Source organism: Paraburkholderia sp., from assembly GCF_034668105.1.
GTDB lineage: Bacteria > Pseudomonadota > Gammaproteobacteria > Burkholderiales > Burkholderiaceae > Paraburkholderia.
On sequence record NZ_JAXDPY010000574.1, the window covers coordinates 1 to 16,127 of the forward strand.

Below are 16,127 nucleotides of genomic sequence, written 5' to 3' on the forward strand. Positions count from 1 at the left end.
AATGTGCGAGAGCACAGATTCCAGATGCACCACTACCGCGACTGTGCGTGGGACCCGCTTATGAGCTGGCGGTGTGAGCGGCTTTCTTTGCTTATCTTTCTTTGCCGCGGCAAAGAAAGTAAGTGCCCGCCCCGCACAGGGGCGACGCTAATAGACCGATAACAAAGCAAGGAGAGGCCAACGCCGCGGGCAGACAGACAGACAGACAGACAGACAGACAGACAGACAGACAAGCCCCGCACAGACAAAAGACAAAAACCTACCCCGCCGCAGGCACCAAGCCTCTACATCAGGTAATAGCCTAATAGAACCCCCACTACCGCGCGGCGTAAAATCGTGGCACATCGATTTGGGGGTCCCAGGCAATGCGTCTGGCTGCTCATCACGATTCAACCTGCTGCTTCTGGCAAAGCCCACTGCGCTTGCGGCAGAGCCGACCGCATCGCCGTCCACCGGCCGTCGGGTCCGCTCCTCGCCCTGAGGCCAGCGGCGCCTGCGGAACCGTCGCCCGCAGATTCGCCACCCCATGACCCCCCTCATCTCCGTCAAAAAACTCAACAAGAGCTTCCCCGGCGTCCGGGCGCTCCACGAAATCCAATTCGACCTGGTGACGGGCGAAGTCCACGCCCTGATGGGCGAAAACGGCGCCGGCAAGTCGACCCTAATGAAAATCCTGGCCGGCGTATACACCCGGGACTCAGGCGAATTCCTCTACGACGGCCAGCCGGTCGAATTCTCAAGCCCGCGCGAAGCGCAAGCCGTGGGCGTCTGCATCATTCATCAGGAACTCCAACTGATGAACCATCTGACGGTCGCCCAGAACATGTTCATCGGCCGCGAGCCGCGCGGACGCCTCGGCCTGTTCCTCGACGAAGACCAGCTCAACGCGCAAGCCCGCGACGTTCTCGCCCGCATGCATGTGAACCTCGACCCGCGCGCGATTGTCAGCACCCTCACCGTCGCCAGCCAGCAAATGGTGGAGATCGCCAAAGCCTTGTCCTTCGATTCGCGCGTGCTGATCATGGACGAGCCCACCTCGGCGCTCAACGACGCCGAAATCGCCGAGCTCTTCCGCATCATCCGCGAGCTGAAAAGCCGCGGCGTGGGCATCATCTATATCTCGCACAAGATGGATGAGTTGAAGCAGATCGCCGACCGCGTCACCGTGTTGCGTGACGGCGAATATGTGGCCACCGTCACCGCCGGCGACACCAGCGTCGAGGCGATCATCGGCATGATGGTGGGGCGAAGCTTGACGGACGCCGCGCCTTCCCGAAGCGTCGCGGGCCAAGGCGAGATCGCGCTCGAAGTCAATCATCTGAACGCCGGCCCGCTGGTCAAAGACGTCAGTTTCACGCTGCGCAAAGGCGAGATATTGGGCTTCGCCGGCTTGATGGGCGCCGGCCGCACCGAAGTCGCGCGAGCCGTGTTCGGCGCCGATCCGGTCGAATCGGGTGAAATCGTTGTGAAAGGCATGAAGGCGATGATCAGGACGCCGAGCGATGCAGTGGCACGCGGGATCGGCTATCTGTCGGAAGACCGCAAGCGCTACGGCCTTGCGACGGGAATGGACGTCGAATCGAATATCGTCATGTCCAACTTGCGCAAATTCCTGTCGTTCAAGATTTTCTTGCGCCGCGCCCAGATACGGCGCACAGCCTCTCATTTCATCAATCTGCTCGCCATTCGCACGCCCTCCGCGACGCAGGAGGTGCGGCTTCTTTCAGGCGGTAATCAGCAGAAAATCGTGATTGCGAAATGGCTCGAACGCGACTGCGACGTGCTCTTCTTCGACGAGCCGACGCGCGGTATCGACGTCGGCGCCAAGAGCGAGATCTACAAGTTGCTGCGCGCGCTCGCCGAGCAGGGCAAGGCGATCGTGATGATCTCGTCGGAATTGCCGGAAATCCTGCGCATGAGCGATCGCATTGTCGTGATGTGCGAGGGCCGCATTACGGGCGAACTCTCCGCCAATGAGGCGACCCAGGAGCGCATCATGCAGTTGGCGACGCAACGCGAAACCTTAAAAGCAGCCTGAGCTTCGAGAGGAGAGGCCCAATTTATGACTCAGCCATCGGACACTTCGGCGCTAGCCAAGCAGGGACGTTTGTTCGGCCTGCGAGCCCGTGTCTTCTCGCCGACCGCGCTGCAAAAGCTGCTCGCCTTCGGGAGCCTGATCCTGCTGCTGGTTTTCTTCAGCTTCGCGTCTCCCTCGTTCATGCAGATGGACAACATGCTCGGGATTCTGCAGGCGACGGCGGTCAACGGTGTGCTGGCGATTGCCTGTACGTTCGTGATCATCACCGGCGGCATCGATTTGTCCGTCGGTACCTTGATGACCTTCACGGCGGTCATTTGCGGTGTGTTTCTGACCTACTGGCATTTGCCGATGTGGGCCGGCGTGGTGGCTGCGATCGGCACGGGCGCGATCTGCGGGACCGTGTCGGGCACCCTCACGGCGAAAATGAAAATACCGCCGTTCATTGCCACCCTGGGCATGATGATGTTGCTGAAGGGTCTTTCGCTGGTCGTCTCGGCCGACAAACCGATCTACTTCACCGACACCGAAAACTTCTACATGATTTCCCAGGATTCGCTGATCGGCTATTTCCTGCCGAGCCTGCCGATTCCGAATGCGGTCCTGATTCTGTTTTTCCTTGCGGTCGTGAGTTCGATCACACTGAATCGCACCGCGCTTGGCCGTTATACCTTTGCGCTGGGCAGCAATGAAGAAGCCGTGCGCCTGTCCGGCGTAAATGTCGACGCGTGGAAGATCGCCATTTACGCGTTGGGCGGCGCGATTTGCGGCGTCGCCGGTTTGCTGATTGCCTCGCGCCTGAATTCGGCGCAGCCGGCGTTAGGCCAGGGCTACGAACTCGAAGCGATCGCCGCCGTGGTGATCGGCGGGACTTCGCTCAGCGGCGGTTCGGGCACGATACTCGGCACGATCATCGGCGCGTTCATCATGAGCGTGCTGACCAACGGCCTGCGCATCATGTCGGTTGCGCAGGAATGGCAGATCGTGGTGACCGGCCTCATCATCATTCTTGCAGTCTATGCGGATATTTTGCGGCGCAGGAAAAGCTGACGCAGCTGACGTGGCGCGCAACCGGATCAAAGAAAGGGGGCGCCAAGGCTCCCACAACGGGCTGAAGGCTGAAGCCCATCTTAGGAGGAGAAACACCATGTTGAAAAGAAGACTAATCGGTGTTGTGGTCGGCGTTGGCGCGCTCATTGGCGGCACGAGCCTGGTGCGCGCGGACGAAACCTACATCCCGCTTATTTCAAAAGGCTTCCAGCACCAGTTCTGGCAGGCCGTCAAAACCGGCGCGGAACAGTCGGCCAAGGAGCACAGCGTCAGAATCACCTTCGAGGGTCCGGAAACCGAGGCCATGGTCGACAAGCAGATCGACATGCTCTCGGCCGCGCTCGCCAAGAAGCCTCAGGCGCTCGGCATCGCGGCGCTCGACAGCAAGGCGGCCATTCCGCTGTTGAAGCGGGCGCAGACCGCCAAGATACCGGTCATCGCGTTCGACTCGGGCGTGGACAGCGACATTCCGCTCACCACCTGCGCAACCGACAACCTTGCCGCGGCCTCACTCGCCGCCGACAAGATGGCCACCGCCATCGGCAATGCCGGTGAAGTCGGTCTGATCGTGCACGACCAGACCAGCCGCACCGGCGTCGATCGCCGCGACGGCTTCCTGAATGAGATGAAGGCGAAGCACCCCAACATCAAGATCGTCTCGGTCCAGTATGGCGGCGGCGACCATTTGAAGTCGGCGGAAATCGCCAAGACGATGATCCAGGCCAACCCCAACCTCAAGGGCATTTTCGGCTCGAATGAAGGCTCGGCGGAAGGTGCTGCGATCGGCGTCAAGGAATCGGGCAAGAAGCTCGTTCTGATTGGTTACGACTCGGGCAAGGAGCAGAAGGACGACATCAATTCGGGCTTGATGTACGGAGCTATCACGCAGAACCCGATCGGCATCGGCAAGTGCGTGGTCGACTCCGCGGTGAAAGCGCTCAAGGGCGAGAAGCTGCCCAAGAAAGTCGACACGGGCTTCTACTGGTACGACAAGAGCAATATGACCGATCCCAAGATCGCCGCCGTGCTCTATGACTGACCGTTAAAGCAAGGGCGCGACGGAGAGGGTGGGTGCGGCGCTTCCGCGGCGGTAGCCGGTGCGGAAGCGTCTTCCAAGGCCACCGCTCGCGTGGCGTGGCGCATAGGCGCAAGTCGATCAACCTCATAGGGGAGAGTGCTCAGATGGTCACGATCACCAAGCTGTCCGTCCGGGACATCCGGTTTCCGACTTCGCGTTCACTCGACGGCTCGGACGCGATGAACGCCGCGCCGGATTATTCCGCCACCTACGTGACGCTCGAAACCGATTCGCCGGACGCGCTCACCGGTCATGGCCTGACCTTCACCATCGGGCGCGGCAACGAAATCTGCGTGACCGCGGTACAGGCGCTGGCGCCGCTCGTCGTCGGCAAAACGCTGGAGGATATCGCCGCGAACATGGGCGCTTTCTGGCGCGCACTGACCTCGGACAGCCAGTTGCGCTGGATCGGCCCGGACAAGGGCGCCATTCATCTGGCGACGGCGGCGGTGGTGAATGCCGCCTGGGATCTGTGGGCAAAAGCGGAAGGCAAGCCGGTGTGGAAGCTGCTTGTCGATATGAGCCCTGAAGCACTCGTGCGTTGTCTCGACTTCCGCTACGTGACCGATGCGATCACGCCGCAGGAAGCCATCGCCATGCTGCATCGGCATGCGAGGACCCGCGGCGAGCGCGAAACGGAAATGCTCGCGCACGGCTATCCGGCCTACACGACCTCGGCCGGCTGGCTCGGCTACGACGACGACAAGATCCGCCGGCTCGCACGCGAAGGTGTCGCGCAGGGCTGGACGCACTTCAAGCAGAAGGTGGGCGGCAATCTCGAGGAAGACATGCGCCGAGCCCGCATTCTGCGCGAGGAAATCGGCGAAAACCTGAAGCTGATGATGGATGCGAACCAGGTGTGGGACGTCGATGAAGCGGTCGCGAACATGCGGCGTCTGGCGGAATTCGATCCGTGGTGGATCGAGGAACCCACGAGTCCCGACGACATTCTCGGCCACGCGGCCATCCGTGAGCGAATCAGGCCAATCGGCGTGGCAACGGGCGAACACTGTCAGAACCGGGTGATGTTCAAGCAGTTGCTGCAGGCGCATGCGATCGACTTCTGTCAGATCGATAGCTGCCGCCTGGGCGGTCTGAACGAGGTGATCGTCGTCCTGCTGATGGCGGCCAAGTTCGGCGTGCCCGTGTGCCCGCACGCGGGTGGTGTCGGTTTGTGCGAGTACGTCCAGCATATTTCACTGTTCGACTATATCTGCGTGTCGGCGTCGCTGGAAAATCGGGTGCTTGAATACGTGGATCATCTGCACGAGCATTTCGTCGATCCCGTGGTGATTCGCAACGGCCATTACATGCCGCCGCAACGTCCCGGCTATAGCATCGAAATGCACGCGGCGTCGCTCGATCAGTATGACTTTCCTGAGGGCGCGGGCTGGCGGCGCTGAGATAACACGCGCGGGGATGGTGTTTCAGGTGCGCATGCGAAGGGGCAATCAGAACGCGCCACTAGCAGGCGCGTCCGGTCAGAGGCACGACGGGCGCCATGCGCCCGTCTGCCTTTACATTTACAGATAGCTGCAGACGTAGTCGAGTGTTTCGATCACGTCGATATCGAAGCGGCTCTTGCCGGGTACCGAAAACGACTCGCCCGCGCCATACGTCTTCCACTCGTCACTGCCTTCGAGGCGGATGCGGCATTGGCCCGCTTGCACCTCCATGAGTTCCGGCGCGTCGGTGCCGAAGTTGAGCGTGCCGGGCAGGATCACGCCGAGCGTCTTGCGGGTGCCGTCGGCGAACAGCACGGTGTGCGAGACACACTTGCCTTCGAAGTAGACGTTGGCGCGTTTGATAACGGAAACCTGATCGAATTGCGTTGCGGCCGTCATGGCGGTCTTCCTTTGAGTCATCGTGAATGGATGCATTGGCGCCGCGAGGCGGCAGCGGGCGGCAGGCGATGCGCGATCTGCGCGGGGGCCGCCTGTGCGCGCTTTCGGTCGAGCGCCAGTCCGTCATCATACAGGCGGCCGGCGGTGCGACGCGGTGGTCTTGGGCAGCCGGTCTCGAATGACATCCGGCAGCGCGCGGTTCCCGGTGCAGCAGCGCTCGTTGCATGCGTATATCGCGTTGAGCGTGAGCTTGTCCGTGCTGCCGGCACAACCTCATCACGGTGTGGGAACGGACGTTTAGTCGACCGGACGCCAACGACCGGAATCCGGACACACAATGACCCGTTCGCCATTCAGCAAGACTTGCGCTTCATCCGCTTGCGACGAGGCCGGAGGGGCGATGTCAAACGCAACGTTGAGTGCGCGTGCCACATGCGCGTTTTCGATCGGCAGCTCCCAGGTCAGGAATATCTGGACGTAATCCTGAGCGGACGCGAAGTCGGCTGCATTGAAACCGCTGCTACCGCGTTGAATGACGCCATGAGGCTGGCCGGTATCGAATACCACCGCGGTTCCCCGGGTTAAAGGAATGCGCTGGCCCGTGGAGGGAAAATGCAAATCGAGCCCCTTGTCCTCGCTCATGAAGAGATTGCAAAAGGCCGAATCGCCGTATTGCGCACCGTCATGGTGGTACCTCGCGCCGCGGCAGGCCATGAGGGCGACGTCACTGTCGGCAAGCACGCCGGGCAATCCGAGCGCTGACGTCCAGTCGGACATGGCCTGCACGCAGCGTGTGTAGTCCGGCCAGCGCACCCGGGCGCGCGCCAAAGGCATGACTTCGACGTCACCCGGATCGAGGACCATGTGCAACGACGTCTCCCGTTCCCAATCCGCGAGCAGACGTGCGGAGGGCGCGGGCACGTCGAGCGTGCCTGATCGCACGATGTCGCTCACGCGCCGACTGCGGATGGCGTCGCCACTGTGGAAATGGCAGGTCAGGATGTCTTGCACGCGATGCGGTTTGCTGTTGATGCGGTTGAAGGGCGAATCATCGGGCCATTGTAACGACTCCGGGGGAAGCGCCTCGGCACGTGGATATGAGATCGCCGTTGGCCCACTGCTAAAATAGCTTCCCTTTTCCTGGAGACGCAAATGTCCTGGTTCATCTACGAAGTGCCCGAATACAACGAAGACGGGGCGCGCATCGAACCGTTTAGCGAATTGCGTAGCCGCGTCCTGAAGGTCAGTGGGCAGGCCATGGCCGACGAACTCGAAAGCGTCCGCGCGAACGCCGCGACCACGGCGGATACACCGGCTCACCCACTGCGCGGCGCGGAAAATCCTCACGTATTTCCTATCCCGTATGCCGACTCGATGATCCTCGTCGGGTTCATCTTCGAACTGAAACGGGAGTCCCGGCATCTGGTGGTGTCGCCGGTCGAAATGCCCTGGTTGAAAGAGGCGTAAACAGCAGCCCCGGTCTTTAATCCCGGTTATGTTTTGCGGAATATATCGAGCCGTTATCGTTCCGTAAACCAATTTACAGCGAGTTGTCGTCTTTATGACGCACAGTAAGCTGCTGCGCGGCGTGGACTTGAGACCGCTCGCTCGTTATGTTCAAGCGGATATAGCTGGAGGGAATGGATGGAACGCGCAGCGCAGCAGGCGGTGGGAAGCAGCCACATGCATCGAGTCGATGCGCGCGGCCGTGCGATGAAGTCACAGCGGGATGCCGCCCGCCGTCGATTTCTCGCTTGTCGGCAGATCGAAGCGGAACGTCGTGCCCGGTCCCGCCCGCTCGATCAGACGGATCTGGCTGTGATGCAACTGCAGCATGCGCTGCACGATCAGCAAGCCAAGTCCGCCGCCGCGATGCGCGCCACCCGAGCTGAACGGGCGTTCGAACAACCCCTCGCGCTGTTGCGCTGAAATGCCGGACCCGGTGTCGCTCACGGTGACCGAGACCGTGCCGTCCTTGTGCGCGAGTTCCACGTCGATCACGCCGCCGGCGGGGGTATGGCGAATCGCGTTGTCGAGCAGATTGGTCAGCACCCGCTCGATCATCCCCAGATCAGCGTTGACGGCCGGCAGGCGCGGGGGAATTTCCGCTCGCAGCTGAATGTGCCGCGCCTCGGCCGGTAACTCGAACTTCTGAAAAATGTCCTGCACCAGATCGACCAGCGAGAACTGTTCGAGCGCGGGTTGCACGTTGCCGTGTTCGAGCCGGGCCAGTTCGAATAGCGACTGCGCGAGCCGCCCGACCTTGACGCTCTGTGCCAGCGCAATCGCCAGATAGCGTTTGCGTTCCGTTTCGCCGAGCGTGTCGGCCTTCAGCGACAGCGTCTCCAGATAGCCGTGCAGCGACGTGAGCGGGGTGCGCAGGTCGTGCGAAATATTGGCGATCAGCTCGCGCCGTTGCTGATCCTGTCTTGTCAGCGCACGCCACTGCTCGCCGATGCGGTTCGCCATTTGCGCGAAGGTGGTTTCGAGCACGGCGATTTCGTCGCGCTGTCCGGTCGGCGCCGAACGCGGCACGGCCGGCTGGATGTCCGGTTCGCCGTCGGCGTCGAAACGGCGCATGGCGTCGGTCAGGCGGCGCAGCGGCCGCGTGATCAGGCCGAAAGCCGTCAAGCCCGCGAGCAAACCGAGTAGCGCGACCAGCGCCATCGACCACAGCGTGGTGCGCAGCACGGAACTGGCGGCTACGCGTGCGGCGAGCGCGTCATGCTCCTCGCCGAGCAGCACGACATAGATATAGCCGGAGGGTTGCTGGCCGCTCAGTTGCAGCGGTGCGGCGCTGAACACCTTTTTGCCGTCGACGCTGCGCGGGTCGTCGCCGAGAATCGGCAACGCATCGCCCGCGATGAATTGCCGGACCGGCGCGAGATCCACCTGCGCGCGCTTGACGTGGCCCGCGGGGGCGTCGTCGCCCTCGATGCGCCCCTGGTTGTCCAGCAGATACACCTCGACGCTCGGATTCACCATCATCAACTGGCCGAACAGTTGGCGCACCGCGTCAGGCCGCACGCCGTTCGCATCCATCAGGGTCGTGCGGTGCGCGATATGGTCGGCGAGGCTGCGCGACAGGCTTTGCACGACTTCCTTTTCGTGCAGGTCGCTCGAGCGGATCTGCAGCCATGCGGACGCGCCGCAGCACGCCAGCAGCAGCGCGGAGAAAACGAGCGAGAGCCGCTGGGTCAGTGTCAGCGTCACGGCGTGTCCCGAGGTGCATGGCTCGACGCCGGGCCGTCGCCTGACATGCCGCCCGGCACGGCCAGTTTGTAGCCGCGCCCCCAGACCGTCAGGATCCGCTCGGGCTGGGCCGGATCGGCCTCGATCTTGGCGCGCAGGCGGTTGATATGGGTGTTGACGGTATGTTCATAACCCTCGTGCCGATAGCCCCACACGGCATTGAGCAGGTCCATGCGCGAGAACACTTTGCCGGGATGCTGCGCGAAGTAGTAGAGCAGGTCGAATTCACGCGGCGTCAGTTCGATCGCTTTGCCGTCGACGCTCGCCTCGCGCGTCAACGGATCGATCGACAGGCCGGCAATCCGCAGACTGCCCGCGTCGATGCGCGAGTCTTTCGCCATGGCCTCGACGCGCCGCAGCAACGCCTTGACGCGCGCCACCAGTTCCAGGACCGAGAACGGTTTGGCGAGGTAATCGTCCGCGCCGAGTTCGAGGCCGAGAATGCGGTGCACTTCGCTCGAACGCGCGCTGGTGATGATGATCGGGGTATAGCGCGTCATCGCGCGGGCGCGCCGGCAGATTTCCAGACCGTCGACGCCGGGCAGCATCAGGTCGAGGATCAGCGCGTCCCAATTGCCTTGCTCCAGCAGACGCAGCCCTTCATCGCCATCCGCGCTGTGCACGACTTCGTAACGCTCGTCGCGCAGATGAAGGCTCAGCAGGTTGGCGATATCGATGTCGTCTTCGACGATCAGGATGCGCTTCGAGTGGTCCATGGAGGGCTTTAGACAGTGGTGAGGGCGTGGTTTGGCGCTGCAAAGCAAGGGCGCCCGCAAAAGCGGGCCGTTGCGCCATTGTGCAAAATTTTTGGGCGGCGAGTTATCACATTTAATTTAACTTTTCGTGAGGACTTCGACATCGCCCGCGCCTTAGCATGTGGCCACTTTCCGCAGATTCCTGCATTCATGTCTGGAGCCGACATGTTACTTATCGTTCTTGCCTATCTCGGCGGCGCCCTGACGATTCTCAGTCCGTGCATCCTGCCGGTGCTGCCGTTTGTTTTCGCGCGCGCCGATCAACCCTTCGTGCGTAGCGGGCTGCCGCTGCTCGCGGGCATGGCGCTGACCTTCGCCCTCGTCGCGACGCTTGCCGCGGTGGGCGGCGGCTGGGCCACTCAGGCCAACCAGTATGGCCGCTGGCTCGCGATCGCGTTGCTTGCCGTGTTCGGACTGTCGCTGCTGTTTCCGCGCTTTGCGGATCATCTGATGCGCCCGCTGGTGAGCGCGGGTAATCGGCTGTCGAACTTCGCCCAGACCGACGGCCAGCAGGGCCGCCCCGGTTCGTCATTTCTGCTCGGCATCGCGACCGGCTTGCTGTGGGCGCCGTGCGCCGGTCCGATTCTCGGCCTGGTGCTGACTGGCGCGGCATTGCGCGGCGCGAGCGTCGGCACCACGTTGTTGCTGGTGGCGTATGCGGCTGGGGCCGCGACGTCGCTCGCGGTGGCGTTGCTGATCGGCGGCCGGCTGTTCACGGCGATGAAGCGCTCGCTGGGCGCGGGCGAATGGATCCGCCGCGGGATCGGCGCGGCGATGTTGTGCGGCGTGGTGGCGATTGCGTTGGGCCTCGATACGGGCGTGCTGACGCGGATTTCGACCGTCGCCACGGGCGGCATCGAACAGAAACTGGTCGATAAATTTTCTCCCGGCTCGACACCTGTCAATCCGGTGGTGGCGGGTAATAACGCCAACGCGTCGGCCAATGCACCCGCCAATGCAGCCGCCAACGCAGCCGGCAACGACGCGGTGATGACCGCCAACCCCGCCACCGGCACAAGCGGTTCCGCCGACTCCGGCGCGATGATGCGCACCGCACAAGACGCGCAAGCCGCACCGGGCGGCGCGGCCCCGCTACCCGTCGAAGGTGTGCTGCCGACGCTGAACGGCGCAGTCCAATGGCTGAATTCACCTCCGCTGACGGTTCAGGACCTGCGCGGCAAGGTTGTGCTGGTCGATTTCTGGACCTATTCGTGCATCAACTGCCTGCGTTCGCTGCCGTATGTCAAAGCGTGGGCGCAGAAGTACAAGGACCAGGGTCTGGTCGTGATCGGCGTGCATGCGCCGGAATTCGCGTTCGAACGGAATATCGACAACGTGAAGAAGGCCACGCACGACCTCGGCATCGACTATCCGGTCGCGATCGACAACAACTACGCGATCTGGCGCGCGCTGAACAACCAGTACTGGCCGGCGCACTATTTCGTCGATGGCAAAGGGCAGATTCGCTATCACCATTTCGGCGAGGGAGACTATGCGGAATCGGAAAAGGTGATTCAGCAACTGTTGGCTGAAGCGGGCCATGCAGGCGCGTCGAAGATCGCGCTCGGCATTGCGGGCACGAGTGCGCAAGGCGTGCAGGCCGCGGCCGACAACGCCGATATGCAGTCGCCGGAAACGTACATTGGCTACGAGCGCGCGGAGAATTTCACGTCACCTGGCGGCGAAGCGCAGGACAAGGTGCACACCTACGCGGCGCCGTCGCAACCGGCCGTCAACGATTGGGGCCTCGCGGGCGCATGGAACGTGGGCGCCGAACACGCGACGCTCGCGGCAGCGTCCGGACGCATCGTCTATCGCTTTCATGCGCGTGATCTGCACCTCGTGCTAGGTCCCGGCAAGGACGGCAAACCGGTTCGCTACCGTGTCAGCGTGGACGGCGCGGCGCCGGGCGCGGCACACGGCACCGACGTCGCCGCCGACGGCACCGGCACGGTGACCGAACAGCGTCTTTACCAGCTGGTTCGGCAGACCGGCGATGTCGCGGATCACACGTTCTCGATCGAATTCCTCGATCCTGGCGTGCAAGCGTATGCATTTACGTTCGGCTAATTCAAGCCGGGCGGCGTGAATCAATCACTTTTGAAGGACTGACATCATGGACACGACTTCTACTCGCCGGGGTTCCCGGAACAGGCGTTCAGCCTGGACCAGACTCGCCGGTTGCGTCGCCATTGCGGCGAGCGTCTTCGCCGCGCAGCGGATCGCGAATTCAGCGGAAGCGGCGGTGAAGATTCCGCCGCCGGCCCAGGACGAACAGGTCGGCACGGTGCATAGCGAAACCGCCGTATTCGCGGGCGGCTGCTTCTGGGGTGTGCAGGGCGTATTCGAACACGTGCGGGGCGTGAAGCAGGTCGCCTCGGGCTACACGGGCGGTGCGGCCGGTACCGCGCAATACGAAACCGTCAGCGAAGGCGACACGGGGCACGCGGAGTCGGTGCAGATCACTTACGATCCGACCCAGATCACCTACGGGCGCTTGTTGCAGATTTTCTTCTCGGTCGCGCATGACCCCACCGAGTTGAATTACCAGGGCCCCGATCACGGCACGCAATACCGCTCGGCGATTTTTCCCGCCAATCCTCAGCAGCGTAGCGTCGCGCAATCGTATATCGCGCAACTCGACAAAGCGCACGTGTTTTCAGGGCCGATCGTGACCCGCGTGGAAGACTTCAAGGGTTTCTATCCGGCGGAAAGCTACCACCAGAATTTCCTCGCGCTTCATCCTGACTACCCGTATATCGCGATCAACGATCTGCCGAAGGTGAACGGCTTAAAGCGCATGTTCCCCGATCTGTATCGCAACGATCCGGTGTTGCTGAAAGTGGGCGTCTAGTTTCTCGCGGAGGCCTGGGCACGTTGCGTGGTGCGGCCACCGCGTGCCGGGCCGTAGATCGACTGGCGACCTCTGCGCGCTGGTTAGCCGCGAGCGAGGACGCGCTTTTGCCGGCCGGTTTCTGGAGGATCGTGGATTGACGGTCAAAGGCCCAAACACACCGCCCCGGCCGCGACGACCACGCACGCGGCCCAGCGTTTCGCGCTGACCGCTTCCCGCAAAAACACCCGTCCGATCAGCACCGCGAACACCACGCTGGTCTCGCGCAACGCCGAGACCGTGCCCATCGCGCCCGACTGCATCGCCCAGATCACGATGCCATATGCCGCGATCGACACGAGGCCGCCCGCGAGCGACAAGCCGACCGCCATGGGCGCGGCCCGTACCGGCGTCCACAGCGCGGCCAACCCGCGCTTGGCGACGAACAGCACCGGCATCAACCAGTAGAACAGGAACATCCACGCGGTATAGGTGAGCGCTTCGCCGTGGGATAAGCGCACGCCGATGCCGTCGATCACGGTATAGAGCGCGATCGTCGCGCCGGTCGTCAACGCGGCCAGCACACTGGCGCGCGACACACGGCTGCCTTGCAGCGCGATCGCGATGATGCCGCCCGATATCATCGCGATCCCGAGCGCATGCAAGGGGCCGATCGCTTCATGCGCGAAGAACGCCGCGCCGAGCGTGACGAGCAACGGCGACGAGCCGCGCGCGATCGGATACGCCTGCGCCAGATCGCTGCGGCGATAGGCTCGCACGAGGCTCATGTTGTAGACGATATGCACCAGCCCCGAAGCGACGATGTACGGCCAGGCCGCGTGGGCCGGCCATGGCGTGAACAGGACGACGAGCGTGGAGACTGCCGCGATGGCGACGCTCATCACGGTCATGGACAGAAAGCGGTCAACGTTGCCGTGCAACATGGCGTTCCAGGTTGCATGGAGCAAAGCGGCAAAGAGGACGAGACCGCCGGTGTAACTGAGCATGCGGATTCCTGGTGGGAAGAGTGCGAAAAAAGGGTACGGGCATTAAGAAAGGATATCTAGCTTGTGACCGGCCAACAAACCAGATAAATTGGATCCTCGTGTTAGATAAACTCTCGTGAATGAAACGGCTATTGCCCCCGCTCAATGCGTTGCGTGCCTTCGAGGCCGCCGGCCGGCTCGGCAGCTTCAAGGAAGCCGCCGCCGAGTTGCACGTGACTCACGGCGCGGTGAGCCAGCACGTTCGCCTGCTCGAGGAGTGGCTCGGCGCACCGCTGTTCGAACGGCACAACCGGCGGGTGGTGCTCACCGCGGCGGCGCGGGCGTACCTGAAGGAGATCGGCCCCTTGTTCGGGCAGCTTTCGCAGGCCACCGCGCGATACGGCTTGCCCGAAACGGTCTCCCGGACGCTGTCGGTGAATGCGCCCGCAACCTTCACGTTGCGCTGGCTGGTGCCGAGGCTGGCGAAATTCCGCGCCGAGCACGCCGACGTGGACGTCAATGTGGAGACGTCGAACGAGTCGGTGGAGAGTCTGAAAAATGGCTACGGCATCGTCATCCGCGGTGGTCCGGACACGTTCTATGGCTACGCGATGCGGCCTTTCCTGGCCGAGGAAAGGCTGCCGGTTTGCAGTCCCGCACTGTTGCAGCGCGGGCCGCTTCGGAATCCAGAAGATCTGTGTCAGCATACGTTGCTGCACACGTCGAGCCTTCCGCGGCTCTGGCCGGACTGGCTGGCGCGCGCAAGGATTGCCGCACTCCGGCCCGCAGCCGCGCTGACCTTCGATCACTTCTATCTGACGTTGCAAGCGGCCATCGACGGAATCGGCATTGCGATGGGACCGACCGCGCTGGTAGCGGACGATCTGGCTGCCGGCCGGCTCGTTGCGCCGTTCGCCGGTCCCCGTCTGCCGTCGCGAAGCTATTGCACCTACGTGCCCGATGAGAAGGCCGCGGATGATCTGGTCGTGCTGTTCCGCTCATGGCTCGAGCGCGAAGGGATGGGTTCGCAAAAGGAGATGGCGCGCCAGATGAGCGAACGCCCTGAATGAAATAACGCAATCGCCCCTCAAGATCTGCGGAGTGCCGCCGATAACACGTGAGGAGCTTTTGTGAATTGAATGTTTTCAATAATTCATGGGCTCAGGTGTAAGCTAGGCAGCTTCCAAAAAATCCGTCCTGCGTCGCAGGTCGTTAGCGCACGGAACGGAATGGGACGCAACGCCCGCGATAGGCAAATCAGGCGTCCAGATGGCTGTCAGCTTAATGGAAGGTGCTATTCAAGCCACCTTCTCACAATGGAGAGATTGTGATTCGACATGGCCTTGGCGGTTTGCTGCTTGCGCTCTGCTTTGTTGGCAAGGCGATGGCGGCCGGTCCCGATTGTTCGCGTTCGTTTACGCTCGCATTGCACGATCACGGGCTGCTCTATTCAGTCGACACCGACACTGGAATCGACAAGGATTTCGCCGACGAACTGATCCGCCGCAGCGGCTGCCAGGTCAGGGTCAGCCTTATGTCGCGCGCGCGGATCTGGAAACTGATCGAGTCCGGCGCGCTGGATTTCAGCCTGTCCGGCATTGCCAACGACGAGCGCAATCAGTACGCGGATTTCGCCTGGTATTTCAGCGACAAATACTACTTGCTGGTGCGCAAGGATGCCGGTATTCATCAGCTGCGCGATTTCGAGCACAACGACCAGTTTCAACTCGGCGTCATCCGCAGCTTCCGTTATAGCGACTCGGCCAACCGGCTGGTCGACACGCTGTCGGCTGAGAATCGCGTCAGCCAGGCGGGCGGCCTGGGTCCGCTGTATGAGGCACTGATCCTGCGGCGCATCCAGGGCATGATCATCGAACCCTTCGACTATCCGGTTCTCGACGAAAAGAAAATCCGCGACGTGACCACGATCGTCGAGTTCAATGATCCCGCCGTACCGCACGGCCTCATCATGTCGAAGCGCGCGTTGCCGGCGGCGGAGCGGGCAAAGTGGCGCGCGCTGGTGAATGAGATGCGCGCGGACGGCACCGTGCGGCGGATCTTCGAGAAGTATTTCAAACCCGACCTCGCGGCTTCGATGGTCGACTTCCAGACGCCACCGTGAGCTGGCCGCGCCTTGTCCTGGTGCCGTTACTGGTCTTATCCGCCGCGCTGAGTGTGACATGGATACTTTGGGACCACGAACGGCAAGCCACCCGTCATGAATTGCTCACCCAGTTCGACTTTTCGCTGGGCGACGCGGTCAGCCGGGTCGAACAGCGTATGGCGACCTA

Annotated in this window: 14 protein-coding genes; 9 read left to right on the forward strand and 5 right to left on the reverse strand. The window is 62.5% G+C overall.

The window, feature by feature from the left end; translation table 11 throughout:
* Window positions 1-526: 526 nt before the first annotated feature.
* The 4 genes from QOC89_RS25515 to QOC89_RS25530 all read left to right on the forward strand — a co-directional run bounded on the left by QOC89_RS25515 (window position 527) and on the right by QOC89_RS25530 (window position 5,569).
* Entirely contained in the window at window positions 527-2,038 is a 1,512-nt protein-coding gene (locus tag QOC89_RS25515; protein ID WP_323047557.1) for a sugar ABC transporter ATP-binding protein, read from the forward strand.
* Between the two features lie 24 nt (window positions 2,039-2,062).
* The gene (locus tag QOC89_RS25520; RefSeq protein ID WP_179738507.1) at window positions 2,063-3,088 is read left to right on the forward strand and encodes an ABC transporter permease; all 1,026 of its coding nucleotides are present in this window, start codon (window positions 2,063-2,065) and stop codon (window positions 3,086-3,088) included.
* A 97-nt stretch (window positions 3,089-3,185) separates the two neighbouring features.
* A complete protein-coding gene (locus QOC89_RS25525) occupies window positions 3,186-4,127 on the forward strand; it encodes an ABC transporter substrate-binding protein (RefSeq protein ID WP_323047568.1) in 942 nt (313 codons plus the stop codon).
* A gap of 143 nt (window positions 4,128-4,270) precedes the next feature.
* Entirely contained in the window at window positions 4,271-5,569 is a 1,299-nt protein-coding gene (locus QOC89_RS25530) for an L-fuconate dehydratase (protein ID WP_323047558.1), read from the forward strand.
* Window positions 5,570-5,689: 120 nt separating this feature from the next.
* Here QOC89_RS25530 and QOC89_RS25535 read toward each other — a convergent pair whose 3' ends face one another.
* Together QOC89_RS25535 and QOC89_RS25540 are read right to left on the reverse strand one after the other, a co-directional pair.
* Window positions 5,690-6,010 carry a pyrimidine/purine nucleoside phosphorylase gene (locus QOC89_RS25535; protein ID WP_323047559.1) on the reverse strand — a complete coding sequence of 107 codons (321 nt, stop codon included), beginning with the start codon at window positions 6,008-6,010 and terminating at the stop codon, window positions 5,690-5,692.
* Window positions 6,011-6,307: 297 nt separating this feature from the next.
* The gene (locus QOC89_RS25540; RefSeq protein ID WP_416340470.1) at window positions 6,308-7,021 is read right to left on the reverse strand and encodes a hypothetical protein; all 714 of its coding nucleotides are present in this window, start codon (window positions 7,019-7,021) and stop codon (window positions 6,308-6,310) included.
* A gap of 141 nt (window positions 7,022-7,162) precedes the next feature.
* Here QOC89_RS25540 and QOC89_RS25545 point away from each other — a divergent pair, with 141 nt between their 5' ends.
* Entirely contained in the window at window positions 7,163-7,477 is a 315-nt protein-coding gene (locus tag QOC89_RS25545) for a helicase (protein WP_323047560.1), read from the forward strand.
* Between the two features lie 252 nt (window positions 7,478-7,729).
* On the opposite strand, the gene QOC89_RS25550 is transcribed toward QOC89_RS25545, so the two are convergent.
* Together QOC89_RS25550 and QOC89_RS25555 are read right to left on the reverse strand one after the other, a co-directional pair.
* The gene (locus QOC89_RS25550; RefSeq protein ID WP_323047561.1) at window positions 7,730-9,223 is read right to left on the reverse strand and encodes a HAMP domain-containing sensor histidine kinase; all 1,494 of its coding nucleotides are present in this window, start codon (window positions 9,221-9,223) and stop codon (window positions 7,730-7,732) included.
* On the reverse strand, window positions 9,220-9,978 hold the full coding sequence (locus tag QOC89_RS25555) for a response regulator transcription factor (RefSeq protein WP_323047562.1): 759 nt from the start codon (window positions 9,976-9,978) through the stop codon (window positions 9,220-9,222). Before QOC89_RS25555 ends, QOC89_RS25550 begins: the two co-directional genes overlap by 4 nt.
* Window positions 9,979-10,182: 204 nt before the next feature.
* On the opposite strand from QOC89_RS25555, the gene QOC89_RS25560 reads away from it, so the two are divergent.
* Window positions 10,183-12,087, forward strand: coding sequence for a cytochrome c biogenesis protein DipZ (locus QOC89_RS25560; protein ID WP_323047563.1), 1,905 nt, complete (start codon window positions 10,183-10,185; stop codon window positions 12,085-12,087).
* Window positions 12,088-12,133: 46 nt separating this feature from the next.
* Entirely contained in the window at window positions 12,134-12,871 is a 738-nt protein-coding gene (gene msrA, locus QOC89_RS25565) for a peptide-methionine (S)-S-oxide reductase MsrA (protein WP_323047564.1), read from the forward strand.
* 143 nt (window positions 12,872-13,014) lie between these two features.
* On the opposite strand, the gene QOC89_RS25570 is transcribed toward msrA, so the two are convergent.
* Entirely contained in the window at window positions 13,015-13,857 is an 843-nt protein-coding gene (locus QOC89_RS25570; protein WP_323047565.1) for a DMT family transporter, read from the reverse strand.
* Window positions 13,858-13,976: 119 nt separating this feature from the next.
* On the opposite strand from QOC89_RS25570, the gene gcvA reads away from it, so the two are divergent.
* Complete coding sequence (gene gcvA / locus QOC89_RS25575) at window positions 13,977-14,906, forward strand: transcriptional regulator GcvA (RefSeq protein WP_323047566.1); 930 nt, start codon at window positions 13,977-13,979, stop codon at window positions 14,904-14,906.
* A 257-nt stretch (window positions 14,907-15,163) separates the two neighbouring features.
* Window positions 15,164-15,958 (forward strand): substrate-binding periplasmic protein, encoded by a 795-nt coding sequence (locus tag QOC89_RS25580; protein WP_323047567.1) that lies wholly within the window; start codon window positions 15,164-15,166, stop codon window positions 15,956-15,958.
* The last annotated feature ends 169 nt before the right edge of the window (window positions 15,959-16,127 follow it).

Coding starts and splice junctions, on each gene's coding strand:
- QOC89_RS25525 (WP_323047568.1), top strand. CDS start 3,186: ATGTTGAAAAGAAGACTAATCGGTGTTGTGGTCGGCGTTGGCGCGCTC.
- QOC89_RS25555 (WP_323047562.1), bottom strand. CDS start 9,978: ATGGACCACTCGAAGCGCATCCTGATCGTCGAAGACGACATCGATATC.
- QOC89_RS25530 (WP_323047558.1), top strand. CDS start 4,271: ATGGTCACGATCACCAAGCTGTCCGTCCGGGACATCCGGTTTCCGACT.
- gcvA (WP_323047566.1), top strand. CDS start 13,977: ATGAAACGGCTATTGCCCCCGCTCAATGCGTTGCGTGCCTTCGAGGCC.
- QOC89_RS25515 (WP_323047557.1), top strand. CDS start 527: ATGACCCCCCTCATCTCCGTCAAAAAACTCAACAAGAGCTTCCCCGGC.
- QOC89_RS25535 (WP_323047559.1), bottom strand. CDS start 6,010: ATGACGGCCGCAACGCAATTCGATCAGGTTTCCGTTATCAAACGCGCC.
- QOC89_RS25520 (WP_179738507.1), top strand. CDS start 2,063: ATGACTCAGCCATCGGACACTTCGGCGCTAGCCAAGCAGGGACGTTTG.
- QOC89_RS25545 (WP_323047560.1), top strand. CDS start 7,163: ATGTCCTGGTTCATCTACGAAGTGCCCGAATACAACGAAGACGGGGCG.
- QOC89_RS25570 (WP_323047565.1), bottom strand. CDS start 13,857: ATGCTCAGTTACACCGGCGGTCTCGTCCTCTTTGCCGCTTTGCTCCAT.
- msrA (WP_323047564.1), top strand. CDS start 12,134: ATGGACACGACTTCTACTCGCCGGGGTTCCCGGAACAGGCGTTCAGCC.
- QOC89_RS25560 (WP_323047563.1), top strand. CDS start 10,183: ATGTTACTTATCGTTCTTGCCTATCTCGGCGGCGCCCTGACGATTCTC.